The sequence below is a fragment of the Fundicoccus culcitae genome (assembly GCF_024661895.1).
Taxonomy (GTDB): domain Bacteria; phylum Bacillota; class Bacilli; order Lactobacillales; family Aerococcaceae; genus Fundicoccus_A; species Fundicoccus_A culcitae.
Genome location: NZ_CP102453.1, coordinates 75340 through 88698, shown reverse-complemented (window position 1 = coordinate 88698; position 13359 = coordinate 75340). Strand labels below are relative to the sequence as shown.

Genomic DNA, 13359 nt, shown 5'->3' with positions numbered 1-13359 from the left:
ACTAATTACGACTAAACTGTCGCCGATTTTCGCCACTTAAAGTATATTCTTTCGCTAAAAAATTAATTCGTTCCATGAGACGTTTAGCTTTCAAAGGTTCAATACTTTCTCTGGATTGTGTTAGATGGGATTCCAAATTACTAATGGATCCATTTGAGGTAAAAAAGGTCGCTAGAGACTCTTTCATACGATATTCCAAAATCACACTCAGCACTTCATCCCTCAACCACACAGAATTAGATTCTGCACCAATATCATCAATCATTAAAACATCCACACTTTTTACTCGTTGGAGTATTTCATGGGTCGTATTATTACTAATGGAAGCTTTAATATCACTGGCGAATGTAGGATAGTGAATCATCGTTACTGCGACATTCCGACTGACCAAATAGTTTGCTAATGCTCCTAAAAGAAATGTCTTTCCGACACCAAAGGGACCAACTATAAATAATCCTTGGGCTTGTTTAGGATTAGTAAAATAGACATCAATAAAGTTCATCACCGCCTCTAGCAAGATTTGTCTACTCGGTGAATTTTCTGTATCAAAATCCGCTAAACTGGCATTACGGACGTCACGTGACATCATGCGATTATCGAGTAAGCTGGCTTTTCTGCGGTTGTTTTGTTGCTCATAATAATCCTGTGTTGGAACATAAGTAACATCAATATAACCCTCGTTAATAAATAATTGTGGTCTAAACCCAGGATTTTGTCCTTGTTCACCCCGATTTAGAGCTTCTGATTCTAATTTAAATTCATTTAATTTCGATAAGCTTTTACTGATCATCTCTTCCGATATTTGATCCTTATTTGCCATTACGAAGGCTTGAATCGGTTCATAGTTCAAGGTTTTTCTGATTGTTTGATTTAAACTTTCTTGATAGCGAGGATTTGCTTTAATCATTTTCTCAATAATCTCGTTCATTGATTGCAATTTACTCACCCCCTTGTTTTAATAGTTGATTTAACTTATTACGAATAGTTTGCTCACGCTCATTGGAAGCTTCTTTTGGCTCACCTTCTAAGGCATTCAACGATGTTTGTTTTGGTGAAGCTTGCGTTTTTTCTTGCTCAATTAGCCAATCTGGCAATGTTTCAACACGTCTATGATCCTTATTTTTCCAAGTCGATTTTGCTTTTGATGTTTGATTATAATCGGGCTTTTGTTGTGTTGAATCATCCTCTGCATAAATAGCCATTAAAACCTTACTTGCCGTGTCTAAACCTTGCTTTTGCCATGAATTGGCTGTGCGTTCTAACTCACCTTTAAATACGCTGTCCTTTTGTTTAAAAACTAACAAATAATAAACCAACATATTAATAACATCTGTATTCAAAGATGATTTTTCATGCAAACTATTCACGTAAAAATGTTCACTATCTGTTGCAAAGCCACCTACTGACTGTTTAAGCTTATTTAAAAAGATTGAATTCGGAATTTGTTCACATAAAATAACTAAAGCTATATCCTCTTTTGAAAGTGAAGGATAAGCAGCTTGTATTTGCTGTTCTCTTTGTGCTTTATCATTTGATTGATTCGTTCCGTTTGAACGATTCGTTTTTTTAGATGACGATTGTTGTTCCTTTTTTTTTGCTGCCACAACTTTTAAACGCGATAACTGAACCGAATGGTCTTTAATATCGACACACGCTTTTACAACTTCGACCATTTCCTCTTCATTCAAATGGTATATTTGATGAATAGCCGCAACTGATTCCTTTAATTGAGACGTCAATTGCGTATGTTCAATGCCTTCAGCAATTAAATACCGCAAAAAAACACTGTAATTAAATGTTTTTGGCATTTGGATTGAAATATTCTGTTCCGTTTCCTTATTTGAAGCAACATCCTGTTGGGGTTGCAACTGATAGACTCGAAAAACATCTGCGTAAGTTTTGCTAACTTCTTGGTAAGCACTTTTATCCCATTCATCCTTGGTATATGTCTCAACCATTTTATAATAAATATCTTCACCTAATTGATGAAAAAGGTTTGTGCTTAACAATGGATGATTAAAAAAAGCTTTAGGTGTTAATGGTTGGATCAATTCGTAAAATAATATTTGATGATTATCTAATTGATTTTGTATCTTTTTATACGATTTTAACAAACCGACAGCTTCTAATTTAAAACGATTTTCTTCAAACTGATCAATCCCAATATTAATAATGGGTAAAACGGAAGCATGCATCGTAATTGCCGACCATTCATTTTTGTTGGGGGCTATACGCATTAAACTTTGAAATAAGCTGACAGCAACACTCCCAATAATGGGTTGATATAGTTTGTATAGACTTTCTTCTTCACTAGGACTTAAATGCGCATGAAAAAGGACATGAAATTGATCATTCGGTTTCAGCTTCATTTTTATCAAGCTCAATATCTGAATCCGTATCTTTTTGTGTATGGTTCATTGCTTCTAATTCTTTAATGAACATATCACGTGATTGAAATTGCCGATAAACACTCGCAAAGCGTATATAAGCTACCTCATCAATTTCCATTAATCGAGGCATAATAAATTCACCAATACGTTCGCTAGCAATTTCAGTGTCAGATTCTTCCCGAACGGCATTTTCAACATCAGTAACTAATTGATCCATTTGTTCACGTGATATAGGACGTTTCTCAGCGGCACGAATTATGCCTCTTAATAGTTTATCACGATTAAATTCTTCACGTGTCCCATCTCTTTTAATAACTAATAGAGGTGCTTTCTCTACCCTTTCGTAGGTATTAAAACGTGTCCCGCACTTTAAACACTCGCGCCGTCTACGAATGGAAGCACCATCATCAGCAGGACGTGAGTCAATAACTTTAGATTGTTGATGACGACATTTTGGACATTCCATTAAGCTCTCCTCCTTCCTGATAATTTTATATAGACTAATTTTAACATAGCAATCCATTCGGTGGGTATACTTTGTTCTATATTTTTCCCTGAATCCGTCTTAACTGTTCGTCAATTTGTTGATAGGTCTCTTCTCTAGTTCCGCTATTATTAATAACGATATCAGCTAATATTACTTTTTCATCAATCGGTAACTGACTATTAATCCGTGCTTTAGCTTCTTCGACTGAAAAATTATTTCTAAGCATTAACCGTTCTAATTGTCGATCAGCGTTTAAATAAACTAACCAACTTTCATCATAATATCTATCACGATTAACTTCAAACAATAAAGGAACATCAACAAAAACTAAGGTTTGACCTGCTTGTCTATACTGATCCAACATGCGGCTAACTTCATCATATATTAGTGGATGTAAGATGCCATTTAATTGCTTTTTAGCTTCTTCATTATTAAAAATTATTTCACCTAGTTTGCTACGATTTAATTGTCCTTCTAGGGTTAATATAGCAGGTCCAAACGCTTGTGTTACTTGCTTCAAACCCATTTCACCAGGTTCAACAACTTTCCTTGACAGTAAGTCAGTATCTATCACAGGAATACCTTGTTTAAGTAAATAATTAGAAACTGTTGATTTGCCCGTAGCAATACCCCCAGTTAATGCAACAACATACATTTTCTACCTCCTATATCGATACTCGCGGTTGGCACTCAGGACAAAAATGCGTTCCACGTTGACTCAATTGGATTTTTTGTATTTTTGTCCCACAGACAGGACAGGCTTGGTTTGCTTTACCATATACTTGATGAAAGTTTTGAAATTCGCCTTCCGTACCATAAGCATTACGATAGGTACGAATACTTGATCCACCAGCTATAATCGCTCGATTCATTATATCAATAATGGCTTGATGTAATTGAAAAATTTGAGCATCATTTAGCGATTGGGCAGGTGTCGCTGGATGAATACCTGCTTGAAATAAAACTTCATCCACATAAATGTTTCCTAGTCCAACGACTAAATGCTGATCCAACAAAGCCGGCTTAATAGCTTTTTTTATGGTTGCCAATTGTTGGCTAAAAAGGTCAATTTTAAAGCTTTCACTAGTAGGCTCAGGTCCTAGTTTTTTTGAAGTAAAATACGACTCTATATCGCCCGAATGGATTAACTCCATTCTACCAAACTTACGGACATCATGATAATGAAGTTCAGAATAATCATTAAAGGTAAAACGCACATGGGTATGTTTGTCTTTCACTTTTGGTACATTTTCAGCTTCAAAAAAGAGAAATTTCCCTTCCATTCTAAGATGCGAGACGAGCATTTTATTATTCGAAAGGTTAAAGATCAAATATTTTCCTCGTCTGGAAAGACTTTCAATCGATTGTCCCATCAACGATCTTTGCCATTCATTAATTGACTGTTCTGTCTTAATAATTCTTGGCCAGGTGACGCTAATTCCATTAATGGTATTTCCTTTAATTAACGGTTCTAAGCCTTGGCGAATTGTCTCAACTTCTGGTAATTCTGGCATAACTAAATCCTTTCTACTTCAATTCGTACCAGTTACTACCATGATTATAATCCACTTTCAAAGGGACAGATAATTCTACTGCATTTTCCATGATCTCTGGTACTAAAACATTTAAGCGTTCAATTTCTTCCGCTGGAGCCTCTAAAATCAATTCATCATGCACTTGCAACAAAAGTTGTGCTTGGAGTTTTTCATCATCAATCGCTTTTTGAAGTGTAACCATGGCAATTTTTATAATGTCAGCCGCTGTCCCTTGAATCGGTGAATTCATAGCGGTTCTTTCAGCAAACGATCTTAAATTAAAATTACTTGAATGGATATCGGGTAAATAGCGACGACGATTAAACAACGTACTCACATAACCTGTTTCCTTCGCCTCTTCTACAATTTCTTCCATATAGCGTTTAATTCCAGGATATTGTTCAAAGTAGCGATCGATGAAATCTTTTGCCTGTTTACGGCTAATATTAAGATTTTGTGATAATCCATAATCACTGATACCATACACAATTCCAAAATTAACGGCTTTTGCTTGGCGTCGATGTTCAGAAGTCACTGCTTCATTTTCAGGAATATCAAACACCCTTCTAGCGGTTGACGAATGGATATCTTCACCATCAATGAAAGCCTGTTGCATATGTTCATCTTTCGAAATATGGGCTAAAACACGCAACTCTATTTGGGAATAATCCGCCCCAAACATTAACCAATTCTCTTGAGATGGAATAAACGCTTTGCGTATTTTCCGCCCTTCTTCCATACGTATGGGAATATTTTGTAAATTTGGATCCGTGCTACTTAAACGCCCTGTTTGTGTTAATGTCTGAACAAAACGCGTATGAATATGCCCATCTTCTTTAATATAAGGTGGTAAGCCCTCTAAATACGTCCCCTGTAATTTTGCTAATTGACGATAATCGAGTATTGCATTAATAATAGGGTGTTTCCCAGCTAATTTTTCTAAGACATCGGCGGCTGTACTATAGCCTGTTTTAGTTTTCTTTATAACTGGGAGACCTAATTTTTCAAATAAAATAACACCCAATTGCTTAGGTGAATTAATATTAAACTTTTCTCCCGCTAAGTCATAAATTTCTTCTTCCATTTCTTTTAAGCGTTCTGACATTTCGACATTCATTTGTGAAAGCTCATCACCATTAACTTTTACCCCGCGAATTTCCATATCAGCTAAGACTTTGGCTAAGGGGAATTCAATGGTTGTGTATAAATCCATCATTTCTAAGGATTCAAGACGGTTTTTAAGTTCTGGCATTAAATGTTCTAAAGCAATCACTTTTGTGAATAAATGTTGTTCAAAGACGTCTTTATCTTCTGGAATAGCTCGTTTTACACCTTTACCATATACAGCCTCATCATTTTTTACAATGCTAGGTAATCCAACAACTGCTAACACATCGGTGATATCTTTTGTATTATTTAAGTCAATCAAATAAGCTGCAATTAAAGTATCAAATTGAATGCCGTTTAATACAGTCTCGAAATGTGATGTAATAACCGCATCGCGTTTGGAATCCCAAGTAATTTTACGGTGTTCTTCAGATGCAAGCCACGCTTTGAAAAGCTCACTCTTAAAAGCTGTATCAGCTGTCGTCGTATATACTTTTTTCTGCTCAATATCTAACCATGTTACAGCTTCAAGATCAGCAAAATGATAATTTTCTTCTAGTGTTTCATAATATAAGACAGCTTGTTTGGGTAAATAATCCGCTTTAATATCATCAATAAACAATCGATCATATTGATTAAGTTCTAATTCTTCTCCTTCGTCTGTCAGTTGGTCGCTATATTCCGTTTGTAAGTTGTTTAAAAATGAGTGAAAATCCATATTACGATAAAATTCTGCTAAGGCTTCAATATCTTTGCCTTTATATTCAATATCTTCAATTGAAATCTCAATGGGTGCATCGGTAAGAATGGTAGCTAAATCTTTACTCATAAAAGCATTTTCTTGATCATTAATGATATTGTCTTTCATTTTTGATGGTTTAATCTCATCAAGATTGTCATACATATTTTCAATACTACCAAATTGTTGTAGTAATTTAATCCCTGTTTTCTCACCAATTCGGGTGACACCTGGATAATTATCTGAGCTATCGCCCATCAAACCTTTTAAATCAATAATTTGATTAGGCGTCAATCCATATTTATCATTGATGGTTTCAACCGTATAGGGTTCTATCTCACTGACACCTTTGCGTGTAATATAGACTGTTGTATTAGCATTCGCTAATTGGATTAAATCTTTATCACCCGAAATGACAATGACTTCGTCATCTTTATCTGCCTGACTAGCTAGAGTTCCAATAATATCATCGGCTTCATAGTTTAAAATCTCATAGTGTTCAATGCCATAAGCATCTAATAGCACTCTAAAATATGGCATTTGCTCGCGAAATTCACTAGGTATTTTTTGGCGTCCACCTTTATATTCAGAATATTTTTCATTTCTAAAGGTAGTTTCACTCTTATCAAACGCCACAAGGATATGAGTCGGTTTGAATTGTTCTAGAACGGTATTTAACATTAAATTAAAGCTATATAACGCATTGGTATGCAAACCAGCCTTATTTTTAAATTGATCAATATTAACAATGGAAAAAAACGCTCGAAAAGCTAAACTACTTCCATCAATTAGCATTATCTTGTTATTAGACATAGCAAATCCTCTTTTCGTAATATAATTAGAGCCGTTTTTGCATTAATTCTACATTTTTCATAAATAAAAACGAATAATAAATCATTTGACGATGGCATCTTTACGGGCTGCATTGAAATGATTTATTATTCGTATCGAGTTGTTCAACTATAAAGTGTTCGGTTTTAATTGAGCATACGAAGATACAAATTGATTGCCTATAACATCAATGTCCCCAGCTCCCATAAACAGTATCACTGCATCTTGATATCCCATTAATGGTGATAAATGATCTTGAGAAATAATCTCAACTTTTTTGTCAATTCTATCAGCTAAATCGTTAATTGAGATGTCGCCTGACTCTTCTCTTGCAGAGTGAAAGATATCAACCAAATACACATCGTCAGCTAACGATAATGAATCAGCAAATTCTTGTAGTAAAGCAATAGTCCGACTAAATGTATGTGGTTGGAATACGGCCACTACTTGTCTATTGGGATATTTTTGCTTAGCAGCATCAATGGTTGCTTTGATTTCTGAAGGGTGGTGGGCATAGTCATCAATTATCGTCAATTTCCCTACTTGTTTTTCTGAAAAACGACGCTTAACACCACCAAAAGTCGCTAAATTTTTGGCAATATCTTCAGCTTTAAAACCTTCTAAATTTAAAACGGCAATGACGCTTAAGGCATTTAAAATATTATGTTTCCCAAATACAGGGAGTTCAAAATGCCCAAAAAACTGACTATCGATATATACATCAAAAGAAGACCCATCGACATTTCGATCTATATTAACCGCTTTGATGTTATTATTATCTCCAAATCCATAGTAATGAATAGGCACAGAAGCCGTTAAATTGATAAGATATTCATCATCCCCACAGGCAATAACAGCTTTCTTGGTTTGGTTTGCAAAAGTTTGAAAAGCCGCCGCCACATCTTCGATCGATTGGTAATAATCTGGATGATCAAAATCAATGTTAGTAATAATCGCATAATCAGGTTGGTAAGCTAAAAAGTGACGACGATATTCGCAAGCTTCTAAAGCAAAGTAGTTTGCTTGTTCATCACCAAAGCCTGTTCCATCTCCAATTAAATAACTTACAGGAGCCAAATTTTTTATTGTATGTGATAGTAAACCCGTTGTTGACGTTTTTCCATGAGAACCCGTGACAGCAATACTTGTGTATTGTTCGATAAGTTCTCCTAAAAATTTATGATAGCGATGAATGGGTAACCCTAATTTTCTTGCTTTAACTAATTCCGGATGTTCATCACCAAATGCATTCCCAGCTATAATGGTTAAACCCTCAGTAATATTATCCTCGTTGAATTCAAAAATAGGTATATTTTGGTTTTCTAATTCTTGTTGTGTAAAAAAATATTTCCCAATATCACTGCCTTGAACGCGATAACCTTCACCGTGTAAAATTAAAGCCAAGGCACTCATTCCTGAACCTTTTATGCCTACAAAATGATAAATTGTATCTTTACTTAACATTGTTAATAATTTGCCTCCTAGTGGTCAAACAATAGAAATGAATCTTTTGTCTTGACTAAACGCTTTGCTAACTCTCTTAATTGATTGTCTACCTGCTGGTATTTCGATTCTTTTTCATGATATGGGGTCGGTATTTGCTTAGGAATAAAAGTTGATTGCTCCTCTTGGGATGATGACTCAACTTCCTCGGTAAATGCTTCAGCTTCTACGAGTGATTTATCTGCTTCTTTTTCATTAACCCGTGATTGATAGCGGTTGGTTTGCGTAAAAGAAGGTTGATAGGTCATTCGGTTTGATTTCACATTAGCACTTGTGGCTAATTCATTAGTATCACTTGCTAGCCGTTTTACATCTCTGCCTTCAATAGCATGTTCTCTTTTTGAAGAATCATCATAAAAAGAAGTAAAATCTTTAACCGCATGATGCTGATTTAAAAAGGGTATCTGATAGTGATCACTTTTCGATGAACGTTCTTCATTACTATCAGAAGTAAAATTTTCATCGGCTATTTTATCATGTTCAGATGATTGTTCGCTAGCCATATTATTATTATAATGATTCGTTTTAGCTTGTAAACCATTCTGACTAATCTTATCAAATTCATATAAGTCAGAATTATTATCTGAAAATTCTTCATGACGATTATGATCATTATTAGCCAAATAAGGTTCGGTATCTATGGTTTGATTACTTCTGTTTGCATTTTCAATTTTATCTGTTTTAATTGGATCTAAGGACTTTTGTTTGTCAGCTTTGAGTGCAGGTTGAAAATGCGATTTATTTGATTCGCGATAATTATTTTGTTCAAAACGATGTTTTTTATCAGATTTATGTGCTTTGTATGGGGGTTCGTATTCTGACATCTCATAAGCCTCCTTATATTGATACTTAGGCTGTTCTGTATTTTTGAATGACGTCTTCTAAAGGCGTACCGACTTCAAATGAAGCATCTATTTCCCAAATCCCAGGCAAATCTTCAATATCTGTCACATTTAATTCTCTAGTAGAACAGATCATTCCTGAACTTTTCACACCTCTTAAGTCACCTGACCAAATAATTTCTCCATTTGGCATCACGGCTCCAGGTTTAGCTACAATCACCGTCAAACCGGCTTTTATATTTTTGGCACCACAAACAATTTGATAGATTTCATCCTTGCTAACACGCGTTTGTGTTACGCTTAGATGATCACTATCTTCATGCGGTATACAACTTTCAACATAACCAACCACTAACTTTGAAGATTGATCTGTATCGGGTAAACTTGATAGCTTATTTTCTTTAAGTAAATCATTAATTTTATCAATCTGACTATCTGTTAAAGTCACTGCACCTGTCCCATTAACTTCAAATAATTGACTCACATTAAAAAGGTTGATTCCAATAATTTTATGAGACGTTTTATCTTTTATGACCGTTACTTGACCTCTACTTTCAACGTCTACTCCATGCTCTCCTACTTGATCAAAGGTTAACATTAACGTATCGCCAACATGTTCCTTATTATAAAAAGCTAACAATCCATAATCTCCTTTCGTTTAATTCATTTCCATTATCGTATTAAGCGTGGTTCTATCAAAAGTCTTAACCACGGTTTGTAACATTTCACGCGCCGCTTCATAATCAGAAATTCTAAATAAAGTTTGATGGCCGTGAATATATCTAGCTGGTACACCAATGACTCCGCTAGGAATACCTTGATTCATAACATGAGCTGCCCCAGCATCCGTACCACCTTTAGAAAAATAATATTGATAAGGAATGTGATGCGTAGAGGCTGTATCAAGTAGATATTCAACCATACCGCGATGTGTCAAATGGCCTGGATCTTGAACTCTTAATAAGAAACCTTCTCCCAATCGTCCAAACACATCACTTTTACCCTCTGCATCAGCAGCTGGAGAACAATCTACAGCGATAAATACATCCGGTTGGAACTGATGGACAGCCCCTTTAATACCTCGTAAGCCCACTTCTTCTTGGACACTAGCACCCATAATTAAGTTATTATTTAATGATTGGTTTTTGACAGCATCCCAGGTCTCTAATACGGCCACACATCCATAACGATTATCCCATGCTTTACTAATAATCGATTCTTTATTAGCTGTGTATACTGTTTCTACTAAGGGAACAAGTGTATCACCTGGAGTTACACCATATGACTCTGCTTCTTCTTTGGAGGTAAAGCCAACATCAAATAAGACATCACTGATTTCTAGAGATGACTGCCCTTCCTTACCACGTAGTAAATGAGGAGCTACGGCTGAAGAAATACAAATATAATCACCTTTTTTTGTTTGTAAGGTATACCGCTGAGCAGAAACAACATAAGGATTCCAGCCACCTAAGGGCACTACTTTGAACAAACCGTTTTTGGTTATTTGACTGACCATAAAACCAACCTCATCCATATGCGATGCTACTAGCAAAGTTGGCGCATCTTTGACCGCACTTTCTTTAATACCGAAAACATTCCCTAAAGGGGAAACTTCAACACGATCAGTCAATGGTTCCATGTAATTTTTCATATAATTACGTACATTTTTTTCATTGCCTGACGTTGCCTGTAATTCTGTTAAATCTTTTATCAATTTGAAAGTTTTATCGTCCATATAATTACCGAAAATAAAATTCGGTTGCCTCCTTAATTTTACTTTTAAGCTATTTTATTGTGTCATAGATTGGCTAATAAAGCAATTATGTAACCATTTTAATCAATGATAAAAACAAAAAATCAATTATGCCTTTTAACATTTTCCTCAAATGTTCGTTCCTTTTTTTATTTCTGCCTAAAATCATGTTACAATTAAGAACACTTAAGATAACAGAAAGGGAGATATTGAATGAATACTCAAAAAAAAGAAAATTTAATTGGTTCATTACTATTAATTACTGGTTTAATCGTAGGTGCTGCAAGTGTTATTTTAATTAAAGAAAACAAACCTAAGCATGCTGGCAAAGTCCTTGAACAAATTTTACATGATTTTAGAGAGAATAATACCGTCGTTGGTTCATGGATTGATTATGACCCCATACCATTCGAAGAATACCAAAGCAAACCACTCGTATATATAGGTGAAGTTTCGACTCAAGAAGATAATAAAGTAACTACTTATCGTTTTGCTAGTGATATCTATACAGGAGAAATTATCGATTTAGTTCAAATCTAATAATTCTCTTGTTGCTTCATTCGTTAAACATGATACAATTATAATTCATTTGTTATTTATAGATTGGAGGTGGCGTTTTGGTTGAGAATGACGAACAATGGGATATGCGGCCTATCCTAGGAGCTACGGGTCAAGCATTTATGGGTGTAAAAGAAGAAGAAAAAATCTTTTTCAAACGAAATTCTTCCCCACTAATTGCCGCTTTAGCTGCTGATGGTATTACACCCAAACTTAAATGGACACAACGTACTTATTCAGGTGACATTTTAACGGCTCAAGAATGGGCTGAAGGCAAAACTTTATCAAAACAAGATATGTCTAGTCAACGTGTCATTGATCTTATTCGCCATGTCCACGAATCAAATAATTTGTTACTGACTTTAAAGCGAATAGATAATCGTGTATGTAAACCACTTGATTTTATTGATTTGTATTTTAATGAATTGCCTCCCTCATTAAAAACACATACTTTGTTCAATGAAATCATTCAGTTTCTTGAAGATCAAATTGATGATGATTTTTATCTTGTGGATTATGTCGTCTGCCATGGTGATTTAAATCATCATAATTTTTTGTTGAGTAATCATGAACAGTTGTATTTAGTTGATTGGGAAAATGTTCGGATTGCTGACCCAATTAGTGATATTACTTGGTTATTGTGCCAATATTTAGAACCAAGTCAATGGATGGAATGGTTCAACAACTATGGAATAGAAATAACCAAAAAGGTTTTCAAACGTGTCCAATGGTATTCATTAATGAATTGCTTACTTTTAGTGAAACACTATGCAAGTGAAAATCGTTATGCACGAATGAATGAAGTGATACTATTGATCAAATCAATCTACAATCAGGTTAAATAAGTATACTAAAGACGACTTAGTATACTTTTATTTTGTAAAAAGGAGTAATTTAATGCGTTTAAGACATAAACCATGGGCTCAGGATTTATTAAATCAACATCCTGAATATGTGGTGCAAAATGCGGAACAATATAAAGGAAATTGGCAAGAACGTTTCGGTAATCATCACCCTATCTATATAGAAGTCGGGTCAGGTAAAGGTCGTTTTATTACTGAAATGGCAAAAACATATCCTGACATCAATTTCATTGCGATTGAATTACAAACCAGTGTGATTGTATCCATTCTTGAAATTCAACTAGACATCCATTTACCTAATTTACAAATTTTACATACCAATGGAAGTCACTTGAATCAATACTTTGACCAGGCTGACATCAGTCGAATTTATTTGAATTTTAGTGATCCTTGGCCAAAAAAGAAACATACCAAAAGACGCTTAACTAGTCCAGCCTTTTTAGAACAATATCAAGCAATTATTACAGCTAACGGGGAAATTCATTTTAAAACCGATAATCAAGGATTATTTGAATATTCTCTGGCTAGTATGTCACAATATGGCATGATACTTAAAGAAGTCTGGTTAGATTTACATCAATCTGATTTTGAAGGAAATATTGAAACAGAGTATGAAATGAAATTTGCTGAAAAAGGACATCGGATCTACCGTTTAGAAGCTTATTTTCCAAACAACTAGATAAATTCATAAAAAACCAAGTGCTAAACCGTTAGCGCTTGGTTTTTTATGTTTTTTGAAACTCTAAAAAGT

The 13359-nt window shown here is 34.8% G+C and carries 13 protein-coding genes; 3 read left to right on the top strand and 10 right to left on the bottom strand.

Translation table 11 applies throughout. The features are described from left to right. Window position 1: 1 nt before the first annotated feature. The 10 genes from dnaI to pepA form a co-directional block, all read right to left on the bottom strand. Window positions 2–928 (bottom strand): primosomal protein DnaI, encoded by a 927-nt coding sequence (gene dnaI, locus NRE15_RS00415; protein WP_313795016.1) that lies wholly within the window; start codon window positions 926–928, stop codon window positions 2–4. Window positions 929–938: 10 nt separating this feature from the next. Beyond that, window positions 939–2369 carry a DnaD domain protein gene (locus NRE15_RS00410; protein ID WP_313793671.1) on the bottom strand — a complete coding sequence of 477 codons (1431 nt, stop codon included), beginning with the start codon at window positions 2367–2369 and terminating at the stop codon, window positions 939–941. Next, window positions 2350–2856 (bottom strand): transcriptional regulator NrdR, encoded by a 507-nt coding sequence (gene nrdR, locus NRE15_RS00405; protein WP_313793670.1) that lies wholly within the window; start codon window positions 2854–2856, stop codon window positions 2350–2352. Before nrdR ends, NRE15_RS00410 begins: the two co-directional genes overlap by 20 nt. A gap of 76 nt (window positions 2857–2932) precedes the next feature. Then, complete coding sequence (gene coaE / locus NRE15_RS00400) at window positions 2933–3532, bottom strand: dephospho-CoA kinase (protein WP_313793669.1); 600 nt, start codon at window positions 3530–3532, stop codon at window positions 2933–2935. A 10-nt stretch (window positions 3533–3542) separates the two neighbouring features. Beyond that, the gene (gene mutM, locus NRE15_RS00395) at window positions 3543–4391 is read right to left on the bottom strand and encodes a DNA-formamidopyrimidine glycosylase (protein ID WP_313793668.1); all 849 of its coding nucleotides are present in this window, start codon (window positions 4389–4391) and stop codon (window positions 3543–3545) included. Window positions 4392–4404: 13 nt separating this feature from the next. After that, window positions 4405–7071 (bottom strand): DNA polymerase I, encoded by a 2667-nt coding sequence (polA, locus tag NRE15_RS00390; protein ID WP_313793667.1) that lies wholly within the window; start codon window positions 7069–7071, stop codon window positions 4405–4407. A 147-nt stretch (window positions 7072–7218) separates the two neighbouring features. Next, window positions 7219–8553, bottom strand: coding sequence for a UDP-N-acetylmuramate--L-alanine ligase (gene murC / locus NRE15_RS00385; protein ID WP_313793666.1), 1335 nt, complete (start codon window positions 8551–8553; stop codon window positions 7219–7221). A gap of 17 nt (window positions 8554–8570) precedes the next feature. Continuing rightward, window positions 8571–9416, bottom strand: coding sequence for a hypothetical protein (locus tag NRE15_RS00380; RefSeq protein ID WP_313793665.1), 846 nt, complete (start codon window positions 9414–9416; stop codon window positions 8571–8573). Window positions 9417–9441: 25 nt separating this feature from the next. Then, on the bottom strand, window positions 9442–10074 hold the full coding sequence (gene ytpR / locus NRE15_RS00375; RefSeq protein ID WP_313793664.1) for a YtpR family tRNA-binding protein: 633 nt from the start codon (window positions 10072–10074) through the stop codon (window positions 9442–9444). Window positions 10075–10092: 18 nt separating this feature from the next. Further along, window positions 10093–11169: a glutamyl aminopeptidase gene (gene pepA, locus NRE15_RS00370; RefSeq protein WP_313793663.1), complete on the bottom strand. Its 1077-nt coding sequence runs from the start codon at window positions 11167–11169 to the stop codon at window positions 10093–10095. A gap of 231 nt (window positions 11170–11400) precedes the next feature. Between pepA and NRE15_RS00365 the strand changes: the two genes are divergently transcribed. The 3 genes from NRE15_RS00365 to trmB all read left to right on the top strand — a co-directional run bounded on the left by NRE15_RS00365 (window position 11401) and on the right by trmB (window position 13287). After that, a complete protein-coding gene (locus tag NRE15_RS00365) occupies window positions 11401–11727 on the top strand; it encodes a hypothetical protein (RefSeq protein WP_313793662.1) in 327 nt (108 codons plus the stop codon). A 77-nt stretch (window positions 11728–11804) separates the two neighbouring features. Next, entirely contained in the window at window positions 11805–12590 is a 786-nt protein-coding gene (locus tag NRE15_RS00360; protein ID WP_313793661.1) for a phosphotransferase family protein, read from the top strand. Between the two features lie 52 nt (window positions 12591–12642). Then, a complete protein-coding gene (gene trmB, locus NRE15_RS00355) occupies window positions 12643–13287 on the top strand; it encodes a tRNA (guanosine(46)-N7)-methyltransferase TrmB (protein WP_313793660.1) in 645 nt (214 codons plus the stop codon). The last annotated feature ends 72 nt before the right edge of the window (window positions 13288–13359 follow it).